Origin of the sequence: Chryseobacterium sediminis, assembly GCF_008386505.1 — a bacterium.
Lineage (GTDB): Bacteria > Bacteroidota > Bacteroidia > Flavobacteriales > Weeksellaceae > Chryseobacterium > Chryseobacterium sediminis.
Map to the genome: position 1 here is coordinate 2,541,537 of NZ_VUNZ01000001.1, position 14,809 is coordinate 2,556,345.

12 protein-coding genes and 1 tRNA gene are annotated in these 14,809 nt (G+C 35.0%); 2 read left to right on the forward strand and 11 right to left on the reverse strand.

Annotated elements, in window-relative coordinates:
- Both FW780_RS11525 and FW780_RS11530 read left to right on the forward strand, forming a co-directional pair.
- On the forward strand, positions 1-1,662 hold the full coding sequence (locus tag FW780_RS11525) for an ABC transporter ATP-binding protein (RefSeq protein ID WP_149833695.1): 1,662 nt from the start codon (positions 1-3) through the stop codon (positions 1,660-1,662).
- A gap of 99 nt (positions 1,663-1,761) precedes the next feature.
- Entirely contained in the window at positions 1,762-2,097 is a 336-nt protein-coding gene (locus FW780_RS11530; RefSeq protein ID WP_034701927.1) for a DUF3276 family protein, read from the forward strand.
- A gap of 197 nt (positions 2,098-2,294) precedes the next feature.
- Here FW780_RS11530 and FW780_RS11535 read toward each other — a convergent pair whose 3' ends face one another.
- The 11 genes from FW780_RS11535 to leuS all read right to left on the reverse strand — a co-directional run bounded on the left by FW780_RS11535 (position 2,295) and on the right by leuS (position 14,663).
- A complete protein-coding gene (locus FW780_RS11535; RefSeq protein WP_149833696.1) occupies positions 2,295-4,589 on the reverse strand; it encodes a VCBS repeat-containing protein in 2,295 nt (764 codons plus the stop codon).
- Positions 4,590-4,834: 245 nt separating this feature from the next.
- Positions 4,835-4,910, reverse strand: a tRNA-His gene (locus tag FW780_RS11540).
- Positions 4,911-4,945: 35 nt separating this feature from the next.
- The gene (gene bshB1, locus FW780_RS11545) at positions 4,946-5,665 is read right to left on the reverse strand and encodes a bacillithiol biosynthesis deacetylase BshB1 (RefSeq protein WP_149833697.1); all 720 of its coding nucleotides are present in this window, start codon (positions 5,663-5,665) and stop codon (positions 4,946-4,948) included.
- Between the two features lie 81 nt (positions 5,666-5,746).
- A complete protein-coding gene (locus tag FW780_RS11550; protein ID WP_149833698.1) occupies positions 5,747-7,399 on the reverse strand; it encodes a tetratricopeptide repeat protein in 1,653 nt (550 codons plus the stop codon).
- 91 nt (positions 7,400-7,490) lie between these two features.
- Entirely contained in the window at positions 7,491-8,363 is an 873-nt protein-coding gene (locus FW780_RS11555; protein ID WP_149833699.1) for a PstS family phosphate ABC transporter substrate-binding protein, read from the reverse strand.
- Positions 8,353-8,550 carry a DUF308 domain-containing protein gene (locus tag FW780_RS11560; protein WP_172617109.1) on the reverse strand — a complete coding sequence of 66 codons (198 nt, stop codon included), beginning with the start codon at positions 8,548-8,550 and terminating at the stop codon, positions 8,353-8,355. Before FW780_RS11560 ends, FW780_RS11555 begins: the two co-directional genes overlap by 11 nt.
- A 75-nt stretch (positions 8,551-8,625) precedes the next feature.
- Positions 8,626-9,465, reverse strand: a complete 840-nt coding sequence (locus FW780_RS11565; RefSeq protein ID WP_149833700.1) for an energy transducer TonB — start codon at positions 9,463-9,465, stop codon at positions 8,626-8,628.
- 29 nt (positions 9,466-9,494) lie between these two features.
- The gene (locus FW780_RS11570; RefSeq protein ID WP_149833701.1) at positions 9,495-10,064 is read right to left on the reverse strand and encodes an ExbD/TolR family protein; all 570 of its coding nucleotides are present in this window, start codon (positions 10,062-10,064) and stop codon (positions 9,495-9,497) included.
- Between the two features lie 11 nt (positions 10,065-10,075).
- A complete protein-coding gene (locus FW780_RS11575) occupies positions 10,076-10,684 on the reverse strand; it encodes an ExbD/TolR family protein (protein WP_149833702.1) in 609 nt (202 codons plus the stop codon).
- 61 nt (positions 10,685-10,745) lie between these two features.
- Complete coding sequence (locus FW780_RS11580) at positions 10,746-11,609, reverse strand: MotA/TolQ/ExbB proton channel family protein (protein WP_047373530.1); 864 nt, start codon at positions 11,607-11,609, stop codon at positions 10,746-10,748.
- A gap of 240 nt (positions 11,610-11,849) precedes the next feature.
- On the reverse strand, positions 11,850-14,663 hold the full coding sequence (gene leuS, locus FW780_RS11585) for a leucine--tRNA ligase (RefSeq protein WP_149833703.1): 2,814 nt from the start codon (positions 14,661-14,663) through the stop codon (positions 11,850-11,852).
- Between the last annotated feature and the right edge of the window lie 146 nt (positions 14,664-14,809).

Consider the following 14,809-nt stretch of genomic DNA (forward strand, 5'->3'; position numbering starts at 1 on the left):
ATGAAAGCGCTAAAAACCTTAAACCCCTATTTTTGGAAACACAAAATACTTTTGTTTTGGGGGGTACTATTTATCATTGCCAGTAATTTCTTTAATATATATAAGGTTCAGTTTGTAGGAAAATCTGTAGATGAGCTTACAAAAAATGGAAACCTTGGCTTCAATCAACAGGTTTTGATCTATGTTGGAATCATTGTTGGATGTTCTCTTTTGACCGGATTTTTCACCTTCATGATGAGACAGACCATCATTGTAGCTTCCAGAAGGATAGAATATGAGCTTAAAAATAAAATCTACAGGCATTACCAGGATTTATCTTTAACAGATTATAAACAGACCACCATCGGAGACTTAATGAACAGATTGAGTGAAGATGTGGTTGCGGTGAGAATGTATCTTGGTCCGGGAGTCATGTATGTGGCTAATTTGATTGTCCTTGTACTGATCACAGCTATTTATATGGTAAAGACGGATGCTTCAATGACTATGTGGACTTTACTTCCGCTTCCAATTTTATCTTTTGCTATTTATAAGGTAAGTTCAATTATTAATAAGAAATCGAAGATCATGCAGAAAAGCCAGTCTGCGATTTCAACTTTTGTTCAGGACAGTTTTTCGGGAATCCGCGTGGTAAAATTCTTCGCAAGAGAAAAATATATTGAAAAAAACTACGGAATTAAGGTAACGGATTATCAGAATAAAGCATTGGATCTGGCAAAAACAGAAGCTTATTTTTTCACTATTATTCTTTTTGTAATCGGCCTTCTGAATGTGGCTATCATTTGGATTGGAGGTACCAAATATATTGCTGGAGAATTAAGCATCGGTAAAATTGCAGATTTCTTCATGTATATCAACACCCTGATCTTCCCCTTCTCTATGGTTGGATGGGTAACTTCGGTGAACCAGAGAGCAGAAGCATCCATGCAAAGAATCAATGAATTCATGGATAAGAAATCGGAAATCATTAATACTAATTTTGAAACCTACCCTATCAAAGGAGATATAGAATTCAGAAACGTTTCTTATGTATATCCTAATACAGGAATTAAAGCACTGGATAATTTAAGCTTTAAAATAAAAGCCGGAGAATCTTTGGCTATCATGGGTAAAACAGGAAGCGGAAAATCAACAATCGCCCTGCTCTTATGTAGGTTGATAGACCCCAGCGAAGGAGAGATTCTGATTGACGGTAAAAATCTTAAAGATCATAATCTTACCAACTACAGAAACTTTATTGGATATATTCCTCAGGAGAGTTATTTATTCTCTGATTCTATAGAAAATAATATAGGTTTTGCCATTGATCATCCTTCTCATGAGAAAGTGGTAGAATATTCAAATATTGCAGATGTTCACAAAAATATTATAGAGTTTAAAGAGCAATATAAAACACTTGTAGGTGAACGCGGGGTAATGCTTTCGGGGGGACAAAAACAAAGAATTTGCATTGCAAGAGCCTTAATTAAAGACCCGAATATTATCATTTTTGATGATTCACTGTCAGCTTTAGACACTGAAACGGAGCAGAATATTCTGGAAAATATCGATAAAAAAATAAGTAACGCCACTTCCATAATCATCACACACAGAGAGTCTAGCGCTCAAAAAGCCGATCAAATTATCAACCTTACGGAAATTGCCAATTCTGTAACCGCTTAGCCATTTCGTTCTCAATTGTTAAATAAATCATAAAAAAAATTTTGTGATTAAAAGAATTCTTTTATATTTGTTCTTAACAAGATTAAAAAATATCTAACAATGAGTGAATACAAGGAACGCCATGAAAATGAGATTTTCACGAAGGTGTTAAAAGCAGGGAGAAGAACTTATTTCTTTGATGTGCGTGAGACGAAAGCAGGAGATTATTATCTTACAATCACTGAGAGTAAGAAAAATTTCGGAGAGAATGGGGAAGCTACATTCGAGAAGCATAAAATTTACCTTTACAAGGAAGATTTTAAGAGTTTCCAGGAGATGTTTAATGAGTCCACAGATTTCATCATTAATGAAAAGGGTGAGGATGTAATTTCAGAAAAACATGATAAAGACTTCAAAAGCAAATCATTCACAATTGATTCTGACGACGAAGTTTAAAAAAGAATATCTAAAAACACAAGCATCTGAAAAAGATGCTTTTTTTATGCTTTAAAGTCAGACAATTCATCGACAATCTTGTTTTAGAATAGATATAATAAAGCCGTTAGGCTACCCACAAAAAAACGGGCTAAAGCCCGTTTCTATAAATATATCATGAATAATTTATAGTATAAAATTCTTTATTATTGATTTTCTTATTTTACAGATACTATTTCTTTAAAATCCTTTTTACTAAAAGATGAAGATTTTATAAAACTGAATAGCTCATTCGGAATCTCATCTTGACAAGGATCTGATCGTTTATTAGTGTTAGGAGGAGTTTTGACAACTTTTGCAGCAGAAAACATTACAATACCTCCATCTTTTCTAAGAGTAACAAGTTCATCATTTTGTGAGCTTAAATCAAAGTTCCCAAAACACATTACATTATCTTGAGTTTGTACTACAGGAAAGCTTTCTGATCCAATACCATCTAAAATACTCCCATTTAATTTGTATACATTATACTCTCCATCATAGTTTCTATGAGCAATAATTTCATCTATCCCATTTGCATCAATATCTCCTATAGCTAATCCTCTCCATTCTGAAGCAGCCCCCCAACCTGTACGCTCAGCAATCTTTGTCATTACACCATTATCATCTATATCGTAAACATGTATTCCATTATATGCCGTATTAGGAGAATTAACAAGTAATGCGATTTCATCTTTATTATCACTATCCAAATTGCCTGACGCTATTGCTGCAATTTTAGAATTTGCAGGAAAATTAAGAGCATTACTATAAAAGGGTTGTGGAGTGGTTCCATTAAATTTATATACAATTACTTCTGTATTATAGTTTCTGGCTACAATAAAATCATCTTTTCCTCCACTAATAAAGTTTCCTGCAGCTACACCTGCCCAATCAGAATCCGCACCCCAGCCTGTAATTTTACCACTTTCAATGATATCATTATTTTCAATTTTTAAAACGTAAATACCATTATCTGCACTATTAGCATGATTACTCAATGCGATCATTTCACTTTTACTATCCCCAAAAAAATCACCAGCGGCTATCCCTCTCCAATCATATAAATTTCCGTAAACCTTACTATTGGGAAACTTATAAAATTTTCTCCCTTGGGGTTTCATAATACTTATCATACCATCAAAATTTCTGATTACGGCAAATTCATCTTTATTCGTTCCAAAAAAGCTTCCATTTGCAACTCCTCTCCAATCAGAACCAGTTCCCCATTCATGATTTGTGTTGGTAGGCACTATTAACTTTTCATGGGCTGCTAAAAGTGCAATTGTAAGAGAAGAGAAATAGGATAAATTATCTATTTGTATTTTAGTATAATAATTTTCAGCCGCATATAAATCAGCTATTAACTGATATATTTCCGGACTATATTCTGATAAAGCTAACCATCTATAAGCAATATAACTATCATACCCTGCAGTTCCATTTTTAACATCAGTCTTAACATTCCAATTTTTTTGATTGTCACTTACAGCACCATTAACAAATAATGGAGATTGGTAAATATTTTTTGTTAAAGTTTTGGCATATGCTAGTATATCCGAGTTTGTATAAATATTGGGGATATTATATTTATAACACTCATAAGGAAAGCTTACCGTCAAACCGGCATGGGAAATATCATCTGTTATATATATAGGATTTTTCCAATATTCCCAAGTATTTGCACCAAGGTTTGTATCAAGAAGTGTATTTGCTTTTATAAAATTAGCAATTTGATTAAGCTGTGTAAGATAATCCGGATTATGTGTTGCTCTATACATCTGTACCAATACTCTTCCCATTGCACTTTGCATATTAAAAGGTAAAATTGCTCCACCATATTTTATTGGCGGATTATCATTTCGCTCTTTATAATAACCTATATTACCAGATTCAGTAAACCATTGACCTTCATGATAATGAAGCGTTTCGATTACTTTTTGTATAAGGTCATCAGCAATGGCGATAAAAGTCATATTATGATAGCGCCCTCCTGATTGATACGATGTATTTTGAATTGTACTATCATCTTTAATAATAGCTGCGAACTTAGCCATTGGATAAGTGATATTAGCACTATGTACCACATGAGCATAAGTTTTTCCATCACCTTGCGTTATATTATAATGATCAGTTGACCATGCAGCACCAGAAACTCCTCGGTAATCATATATATTACTTACGCCTGCTTGTGGCGGTTGCAGCTGATCTCTAAGATCATCTCTCCTATCAATAACATTCCCCATACATTGTATTAAAGTATTAGCATATTTAGGATCATGTGTTTTTTCATACATCAATACTAATGCTTCCATGTGAGCAGATGCTGCCCATGAAAAATCAGTCTGATTTCCACTGTTAGAATAACCTAAATCTGTATCATAATGCATGCTATCAAACAAATTTTTATAGTAAGATTGAGCATAAGATTTCAGTACAAATAGCAGGGTGAGGATTGTAAAGATTTTTTTCATGTTAAGAGTTTTGTTTTGAGATAATTTAAAAGAAAATTATTTCTATTAATTCAGTTAATCAAATATAAAAGATTTTATCTCTACTCTAAGAATATTTTTCAAAGAACCATTTTAATATCCTGATATGAAAAATATGAGTAAATAATTAAAAAGATTTCAAGAGAAAATACAAAAAGAATCTTCCTGTCAAGTTCAAAACAGACATAAAATAAAAAAGTACACTTTTAAAAAAGTGTACTTTCTTTGGGTGAATGAGGGGTCTCGAACCCCCGACCTTCGGAACCACAATCCGACGCTCTAACCAACTGAGCTACAATCACCGTTTTGTGAGTGCAAATATAGGACATTTTCCTCAACTACCAAACAATTCCATCAAAATTTTTCAAAGAAATTAACTTCTCAGACGTAAAGCCCTCAGCATAAGCAACTCCCGATAAACGCCCTAAATCCTGCGCACGGTAAGTTAAGCTCTCATAAAAGTCTTTTGTTGTAATCGGAGTCTCTGGTTCTTTAGAAGCTGGATCGTAAAATTGAGTTTTATAAGCCATACATGATGCAATTTTTGTATCCAGAAATTCTGAAATGTCAATAACAAACTCCGGCTTGATATCTTTCCACTGAATATAATGAAAAACATGCTTCGGTCTCCACACCTCCTGATTCTCCCCTTCTTCTACAGTCTCTATTTTTCTCAGTCCGGACAAAAAGCACGCATCCGATACTAATTTCGCTCCTTTTGCATGATCAGGATGTCTATCATCAATTGCATTGGCTAACACGATTTCCGGGCGGTATTTGCGAATCATTTTCACGATCCTCATTTGGTATTCTTCAGAATTTACCAGAAAGCCATCTTTCATTCCAAGATTTTCTCTTGCTGAAAGTCCTAAAATTTTAGCAGCATCCGCTGCTTCAGCCTTTCTTGTTTCATCTGTGCCTCTTGTACCGAGTTCGCCCCTTGTAAGGTCCACAACTACACATTTTTTACCCTCCGAAACCATTTTAGCAATAGTTCCGCCACATCCCAGTTCTACATCATCAGGATGCGCTCCAAAAGCAAGTATATCTGTTTTCATATAATCAAAGATAAGTTTAAAATAAAAACTTCCCAAACATTACGAATGGGAAGTTTTAATATCTGTAATTTACATTTTAAATTACTTATTAATCTCTGCATTTAATTTTACAGCATCCTGATAAGTAGGATCTAACTGTAAAGACTTAGCTACATAATCTTTAGCTTTTGCAGGATCAGAATCTTTATTCATGTAAGCTACTGCAAAGTAAGCGTAAGCAAGAGTCTGCTTGTTTGCTTCCTGGTCAGCAGGTTTTACAGTACTGATGAATTTTTCATAAGCCATTTTTGCTGCATCATTGTTTCCTGCCTGCTGATAAGAATATCCCTGGCTGTAATAAGCAGGTGCCCAATCAGGAAGTAATGCTGACATTTTTTGCCATGTAAGGATTGCTCCATTCCAGTTTTTAATATCCTGGTAAGCCGTTGCTAATTTAAATAATGAATCAGAATCCTGACTGTTGGCGGCAACTTTCTGTTTCAATGCTTCAATTTCAGGATTAGTAGGTCCTTTGTCAACTTCTGACTGAGAAACACCTCCGCCTCCAGCGATGTTAGCTAATTCAAGATCCCACTTCATTGTTTCATCTTTTGCAGCTTTTGCGATAGCAACTTTCTGCTGAGATTCAGCCATTAAAGCTGATTTTTTAGCAGCATCTTTTTCATCTTTTGCTAAACCTGCAGCAATAAGTCCTTGTAAACCTTGGTCAGCAGGCTGTATTCTTGTTTTCTCAGCCTGAGAAACGAAAGTATCCATGTTTTGCTTAGCATCAGCATAGTTTTTATCTGCATATGCATTGTAAGCTCTTAATTTGAATTTAATAGGATCTTCAATTTTATCAAAAATCTTATCTAATACCGTTTTAGAGTTTACATAATCTTCGTTTGTGAAGTATAATTTTGCAATTTCTAATTGAGTATATGGATCTTCATCAGCATATTTTGTATAGTTGATAAGGTCTTGTGTAGCTTTCGCATTCTGTTGATATCTGATATCATAACCAGCTAATGCTTTATATGCAGGAGCATAAGTAGGATCTACAGCAATTGCTTTATCAATACTTTCTTTTGCATTTTTCCAAACCTGTGCAGCCATCCATAAAGTGGCCATTCTTGTATAAACGGACGCTTTATTTTTAGCTGTAGGCAATGCTTTATCATAAGCAGACATAGCCTCTCCCGGCATTCTTTTTAGTCTGTAAGCATCTCCCAGTGTATAATAATAATGTGCAGGAACACCTTTTTTCTCAGCTTTCTCAATTGCTTTAGTCAAAAACTGAATCGCAAGATCAGGTGAACTGTTCTTTTCAAATAAAGTTAAAGCTTCTGCAGCTCTGAACAGAACTTCAGCATCTTTTTCTCTTGAATCAGTCACTACTTTCTGAATTTCAGCTACAGCACTTTTATCACCTTTACCTAATTTAACAGCAGCTAAACCGATTTTATTAAGATAGCTTTTTGAATCAGCAGCTAATCCTTTATTGAAGCTTTCAGTTGCTTTAGCATAATCTGGTTCTCCCTGTCTTAAGAAAGTATTTCCCAAATAGAAGTAGTTTTCAGCGGTAGGCTCTTTAGCGATCATTTCAGTGAAATTCGTTTTTGCCTGAGCAAATTTATCACTGTCTATACTGTTGATACCATCCTGCAGTGTTTGTGCAGAGGCAAAACCGGTAAAAAATACCACGGCTGCTCCAAAAGCAATCTTCTTTACATTCATATTCATTATATCTTTCATTTTATATTTTCTAATAATTGAGTTATATTCTACACAATTTTCAGACCAAATTTATATTTTTAACAAGGTTAAATTGTGAATTTAATATTTTTTAACGCATCTGAACTTCTCTCTTATAGATGTTATAAGGTTGCAGACCTTCTTTCTGAACAATTTTTTGACCTAAATGAGTACATGAAAATCTAATAAATCCATTGGCAATATTAAAATTACCTTCGTTTATTAAGAAATAAAGAACTCTTGTAAATGGATACTCCATTGTACGAAGCCCTTCAAAATCTGCATTGTAAAGTTTCCCTTTTTCTACAACAGGAAGAATTTTAACCATACTTCTTAGTTTTTCAGAATTCTTATCATAAGGACGGCTAAAAGTATTAAGCCCTACAACCCCTATTTTATTGGGATATTTTCCTAATTCCTCTATGATCTTCTGATTTCCCGGAATAATGGAAAATTGAAGGTCTTTTGGCTGTTTTTTTAATTTTTCAGCGACAAAATTCAGATTACTTGAGTTAGTTCCATCGAAGATAAATTCTTTTTTATCAGACATCAATCCGCTATTGATTTCCTCCATTGAAATACTTTCTTTTGGAGAATCTTTAGGAACTACAAAGACTACCGCATCGGCAGCAAATTTAGCAGGAAGAAACTTTAAGTCTGTTCTTTCTTCGTATGTTTTTATTTCTTCAGGAGTAAGATTTCTGGACATTACCACTACTTTAGCACTTCCTTTCAAAAGATCCAGAAGTCCTAAATCTTCTTTTTTGGTTTCTACTTTTATGTGGGTTTCAGGGTAGTTGATCATATAGCCCTCAGCCAATGCTTCTGTGACACTTTGAAAGGACTCGTCAGTAAAAATTGTAAGATCACCTTTGTGATAAGAAGGAGCATTTTTCTCCTTTTTGCAGCCTGCTAGCATTATGCTTAAAACAAAAATTACTGCAAGCTTAAAACTATTCTTCATTTCTCGATTTTTTAATTCTTGAGATCGCCCTGTAAATTCTGAAAATACCATAGATAACCAGTACTACACCTAATGCATAGGCAACAGCTGGTTCTAAAATAGTAAAAAAGAATTTGTAGACAATCACTACAATTCCTAAAACGATATAAAACAATCCCGTAACCAGGGATAACCAATTGAACATCATGTAACAAAAATACCAAAAAAAATAAAAAGAGAAGCATATGCTTCTCTTTTTATTTATATATTGAATAAATAAGTCTTATTCAAAGTTCATAGTAAATGGTACACTATAGTAAGATCTAACGCTCTCCCCGTTTCTCTTCGCAGGAGTCCATTTTTTAAGTTTCTTAACTACACGTACAGCTTCACTGTTAAAGTCGCCATTTGGAGATTTCTCTTCAATAGTAACTGCAGAAACAGTTCCATCTTTTTCTACAACGAACTTAAGCTTAGCTTTAAGCGTTCCTTCACCTCCTTCCATCAAAGAAGTATCGAAGTTATCTCCCAAGAACTTTCTTAATGCTCCCATACCTCCAGGATATTCTGCAGACTGGTCAACATCTTTATAGATCTCGTTAGGGTTGTTCGCTTTTACTTCTACAGTACTAGCTTTAGTACCTGTAGATGGTGGTGGCGGTGGTGGTGTATAAGCCGGTGCTTTTACCCCCTCCTGATTCTGTAAACCAGTTGTAGTTTCCAACTGCTTAGAGATCGGTGGTGGTGGAGTTTCAATTTTCGGAGCTTTTACAGGCTCAGGAACTACGTTCTGAATCACCTCAATTTTCTCTTCTTCTTTTGGAGGAGGAGGTGGTGGTGGTTCTTCTTCCTTAGGCTGCTCGATAATCGGATCTTCTTCGATAATATCTACTAGATCTGCCTTTACTTCTTGCTTAGGTGGAGCTGTAAGATTTTTAATCGTAAGATAGATGAACGGAGACAAAGCGGCCAAAAGGAATAATGCTGTTCCGATGATAAAAGACTTTGTTAAAAGTCTCGGATACTGATGTCTAAGATCATAGGCACCATATTCCTTGTTTCTATTTTCAAATACGATCTCATCTAAAGTAAGATTCTGACCGTATACATTTTCATCTGCCATAGATTAGATATAACAATTTTATGGTTAAATTACTTTGTAGCAGCAGCCGGTGCAGCAGCACCTCCTACTTTTTTCTCATAAATAGCTTTTTCCCAAGGCTTGATATCAGTAACACCGTACTGCTCACTTTTGGTAATTGCCATTTCGTCAAGAATATCAACAAAGTTCTTATATATAGCATCGTCGGTTGGCTTAATGATCACGGTAAATTTCGTTTGATCTGCAGCTCTAGATTTTGCCTGCTGAATTACTTTTCTAATTCCTTCTCTATCAAGAGTAGTTTCCATAAGAGTCTGGTCATTCAAGGAAGTTGCATCCTGCTGGTGCCAAAATACTCTGTTGTCTTTTCCTAATAAAATAGAAATTGAGTTAGAAAGTTTAATTTCTGTTGGAGGTGGTTTTTGTTTTTCATCTTTCGGTTTAGCCGGAAGACCCAAATCCATAACATTCGGTTTACTGAATGTAGTTGTGAACATAAAGAAGGTAATCAATAGAAAACCCAAGTCCACCATCGGAGTCATATCGACTCTGGTACTCTGCTTCTTGGAACGGACCTTGCCGCCCTTGCCGCCTTTTTCTTGTACTTGTACTTCTGCCATTTCTATCGATATTATTCGTTAGGTTTACCTTCTTGTGATGTAATCAACCAAAATTTAAGAAAATCAATATCTCTTAAACCCTCAAATAGACTTTTAACTTTAGGATATTGAGTAGTAACGTCACCTTTAATAGCTAACTTGTAGTCAGGGTTAACGCTCAAACTTTCTTTTACCCAATCAATTAATTGTTTATTTGTACTGTCCATAGGAATACCTGTAGGACTCTTATAATTTTTCTGCTCATCTGCAGGCATATCCAAGTAACCTTTAAGCTGGTTCATTGGAACTCCAATTGCCTGAATTTTCTGGAAAGCTGCTTTTTGGTTGTTATCAAAAGTAATCCCATACTTTTGTCCCATTTTATCCAAAAGGGCAAGTCTTTCTGATGCATTTTCTACTGGCTGGAAATAGAATTTTCCGTCCGGAGTAGCGTTGATAGTCATTAAACTAGCATCAGGAAGTAATTTTTCCGAAATTGAAGATGGCGGTTTGATCTGCTCCACGTCAGGTTTTTTAAACTGAGTGGTCAATATAAAGAACGTAAGGAGTAGGAACGCAACGTCACACATTGCCGTCATGTCCGTAATAACTCCATGTCTTTTTGGTTTGACTCTCGCCATTATTATAAAATATTTTTAATTAAACTTCTTTTAATTGCTAATGCAAATACCTTGCTAATTCTTAGTTGAATTCAGCGAAAGATTGTTGGATACTCATAGAGATCTCATCGATCTTGTAAGTTAATCCGTCAATTTTAGAAGTAAAGAAGTTATAAAGGATAATAGCGATTGCTGAAGTACCAATACCTAATGCCGTGTTGATCAAGGCTTCAGAGATACCTGTAGATAGAGCAGCAGCATCCGGAGTACCACCTCCTGAACCTAATGCGAAGAACGCCTTGATCATCCCGATTACCGTTCCAAGTAGTGCTACTAACGTTGCAACAGTACCTAAAGTAGAAAGGATCATCATGTTTTTCTCAAGCATTGGCATCTCAAGAGTAGTAGCTTCTTCGATAGCTTTGTTAAGCGCTACCATTTTCTGCTCCTTATTTAATGTAGTATCGTGAGAAAGTGCTTTGTAAGTAGTAAGACCTTCTTTTACTACGTTACCTACAGAACCTTGTTGTCTGTCACACTCTTCGATAGCTTCGTCAATTTTGTTTTGGTTTAGTAAGCTTCTTACTTGTACAACGAAGTTGTCTAAGTTTCCTTTTCCAGCAGCTTTACCAAGAACGAAATATCTTTCAAAAGAGAAAACGATTACAGTAATCATGAAAGTAATCAAGATTGGTACGATAACCCCTCCTTTGTAGATAATACCTAAAAACGATTCTGGGTGAATGTCTTTTCCTTCAACACTTGAAAAGGCTACAGATCCACTTCCTAGTTTATCTGCGTCTTTAAAGTTTCCTGGGCTACCAAGAACGAATAAATAAATACATACTCCTATAATAAATAGAATAGGAATAATAACAGCTGGATTTAAACCTCCTGCCTTTCTAGCAACTACTTGCTCATCATTTTTTGAAACATTCATTTCCATATTTAACTAAATTATATTGTTTTAAAATTTTACAGGGTGTAAATTAAAGGCAAAATTAATTAAAATGCAAGAGTCTTAATTAAACATTTTGCTTTTTTTTGATAAAGAAATTTTAATACGATTTCGATATAATAATTATTTTTAAATATTTTATTTATTTTCCCCAAATTTAACATTTGAGTTAAAAAATCAAAAAAATAAGACACCCATTTTTTTTAATTTCCCAATGTTAAATTTTATTTAAATTACGATATTCACAATACGGTGAGGGACTACAATGATTTTTTTAGGGGTTTTGCCCTCCAAAATCTGTTGCATTTTCTCACTCGAAATCACCAAATCTTCCACTTCCTTGGCAGATAATTGAGCTGAAAGTGAAATTTTGAACTTCATTTTACCATTTACACTTACCGGATACTGAATTTCATCTTCTACCAGATAATCTTCATTTAATACCGGGAACTGTTCAAATTCAATAGACGTATCGTGTCCTAATAAACTCCATAGTTCTTCACAGATGTGAGGAGCATACGGAGAAATGATAACGGCCAGCGGCTCTAAAATATTGCGCTTGTTGCATTTTATTTTCTGAAGCTCGTTCACAGCAATCATAAAGGAGGATACAGAAGTATTGAAAGAGAAATTTTCAATATCATATACGACCTTCTTTATTAAGGTATGTAAAACTTTATATTCTTCTTTTGTAGGCTCTTCGTCTGAAACTTCAAATGTATCTTCATTGAAATAGAGATTCCAGAATTTTTTAAGGAAACCATATACTCCACTTAATCCCTGAGTATTCCAAGGCTTGGATTGCTCCAATGGTCCTAAGAACATTTCATACAGTCTTAAACCATCTGCTCCGTATTCTTCACAGATATCATCAGGATTTACTACGTTGTATTTTGACTTGGACATTTTCTCTACTTCACGGCCTGTGATGTATTTTCCATCTTCCAGGATAAATTCTGCATTGGCATAATCAGGTCTCCAAGCTTTGAAGGCTTCAGTATCCAATTCGTCAGAAGTTCCTTTTAATAAGGATACGTCAACGTGGATCTGCTGAGTCTGATAATCTTTTGCTAAATTTTTAGAGACATATTGATTAGTTCCATCAATTCTATATACATATGCACTCATTCCTAAGATCATCCCCTGGTTGATCAATTTTTGGAATGGTTCATCGTGATTGATATATCCTCTGTCTTTTAAGAACATGTTCCAGAAACGCGAATATAATAAGTGTCCTGTAGCATGCTCACTTCCTCCAATATATAAGTCTACCTGTCCCCAATAGTCTGAAAGATCTTTTGCGCAAAACTCTCCGTCATTTTGCGGATCCATATATCTAAGGAAATACCATGAGCTTCCAGCCCAACCCGGCATGGTAGATAATTCTAAAGGGAAAATAGTTTTATCATCAACAAGATCTGTTGCAACTACTTTTTGGTTAGCTTCATCCCAGGCAAATTCTTTTGCATTTCCTAATGGCGGATCTCCGTCTTCTGTTGGTAAATATTTTTCAACTTCAGGAAGTTCCAATGGTAAAGCGGAAGTTGGTAACGTGTATGGCATTCCATCCTTATAATATATAGGAACAGGTTCTCCCCAATAACGCTGTCTTGAGAAAATAGCATCACGCTGTCTATAGTTCGTTGTTCCATGACCGATTTCTTTAGTTTCGATCTCAGAAATTATTTTTGATTTCGCCTCATTATAATTCAATCCGTTTAAGAAATCAGAGTTTACGCAAACTGAGTCTTTGGAATCAAAAGATTTTTCCTGAACGTCTTCTTCAGTTTCTACAACTTTTTTAATTTCAAGATTGAATTTCTTTGCAAATCTGTGGTCACGTTCATCATGTGCCGGAACAGCCATCACTGCTCCAGTTCCATATCCCATCAACACATAGTCTGAAATATAGATCGGCATTTTTTCGTTGCTGAACGGATTGATTGCATAACTTCCTGTGAAAGCTCCACTCACGTTTTTCACGTCAGACATTCTGTCCCTTTCCGTTTTTTTGGAAGTTTCTTCAATATAAGTATCTACTTCTACTTTTTGAGCATCGGTAGTAATAGTTTCTACTAATGGATTTTCCGGAGCTAATACCATAAAAGTTGCTCCAAATATTGTATCAGGTCTTGTAGTAAATACCTCAACGATCTCATCATGACCTTCTACCTGAAACTGAACCTGCGCTCCCTGAGATTTCCCAATCCAATATTCCTGAGAATCTTTCAAAGGCTGCGGCCAGTCTAAAGTATTTAATCCTTGTAATAATCTTTCAGAGTAAGCAGAAATTCTCATACTCCACTGCATCATTTTCTTTTGGAAAACTGGGAATCCTCCTCTTTCGGATTTACCATCTTTCACCTCATCATTTGCCAATACTGTTCCTAATGCAGGACACCAGTTTACAGTGGTTTCTGCTCTGTAAGCAAGACGATAGTTTAACAGGATATCTTCTTTATCAAGATCAGAAGCAACTTTCCATTCTTCTGCTGTGAAATTTAATTCGTCGTTTTGATTAGCGTTTAATCCTTCTGTTCCTTTTTCTTCAAAATGCTGGATTAATGAATCAATAGATTCTGCCTTGTCGGTGTTTTTATTATACCAAGAGTGATACAGCTGGATAAAGATCCACTGTGTCCATTTATAGTAAGAGGCATCTGAAGTTCTTACTTCTCTGCTCCAGTCAAATGAAAATCCGATTTTTCTTAACTGCTCTTCGTATCTGTTGATATTTTGTTCTGTAGTAATAGCCGGATGCTGTCCTGTCTGGATAGCATATTGCTCAGCAGGAAGTCCAAAACTGTCATATCCTACCGGGTGAAGAACATTAAATCCCTGATGTCTTTTGTATCTTGCATAGATATCCGATGCTATATATCCCAGCGGGTGACCTACGTGAAGACCTGCTCCGGATGGATACGGAAACATATCGAGTACATAAAATTTGGGTTTATCTGTGTTATTAGAGGTTTTATAGGTTTGATTTTCCTCCCAGTATTTCTGCCACTTTTTTTCTATCTGCTGATGATCGTAAAACACTTTATATATATGTTATATGTTAGACTTTAAAATATTGAATTATTTTTCTTTTTAACAAGATTCACAAAAATAATGATTTTAAAGTAAATGAAAATTTAATTTATGATGAATTGCAATTCTGTCCCAACAAAAAAATCTCATCCGGA

Excerpts from the sequence above, each read along its gene's own strand:
- FW780_RS11525 (WP_149833695.1), top strand. The coding sequence starts at position 1 with ATGAAAGCGCTAAAAACCTTAAACCCCTATTTTTGGAAACACAAAATA.
- FW780_RS11555 (WP_149833699.1), bottom strand. The coding sequence starts at position 8,363 with ATGAAGAATAGTTTTAAGCTTGCAGTAATTTTTGTTTTAAGCATAATG.
- bshB1 (WP_149833697.1), bottom strand. The coding sequence starts at position 5,665 with ATGAAAACAGATATACTTGCTTTTGGAGCGCATCCTGATGATGTAGAA.
- FW780_RS11535 (WP_149833696.1), bottom strand. The coding sequence starts at position 4,589 with ATGAAAAAAATCTTTACAATCCTCACCCTGCTATTTGTACTGAAATCT.
- FW780_RS11560 (WP_172617109.1), bottom strand. The coding sequence starts at position 8,550 with ATGATGTTCAATTGGTTATCCCTGGTTACGGGATTGTTTTATATCGTT.
- FW780_RS11550 (WP_149833698.1), bottom strand. The coding sequence starts at position 7,399 with ATGAAAGATATAATGAATATGAATGTAAAGAAGATTGCTTTTGGAGCA.
- FW780_RS11565 (WP_149833700.1), bottom strand. The coding sequence starts at position 9,465 with ATGGCAGATGAAAATGTATACGGTCAGAATCTTACTTTAGATGAGATC.
- FW780_RS11530 (WP_034701927.1), top strand. The coding sequence starts at position 1,762 with ATGAGTGAATACAAGGAACGCCATGAAAATGAGATTTTCACGAAGGTG.
- FW780_RS11570 (WP_149833701.1), bottom strand. The coding sequence starts at position 10,064 with ATGGCAGAAGTACAAGTACAAGAAAAAGGCGGCAAGGGCGGCAAGGTC.
- FW780_RS11580 (WP_047373530.1), bottom strand. The coding sequence starts at position 11,609 with ATGGAAATGAATGTTTCAAAAAATGATGAGCAAGTAGTTGCTAGAAAG.
- FW780_RS11575 (WP_149833702.1), bottom strand. The coding sequence starts at position 10,684 with ATGGCGAGAGTCAAACCAAAAAGACATGGAGTTATTACGGACATGACG.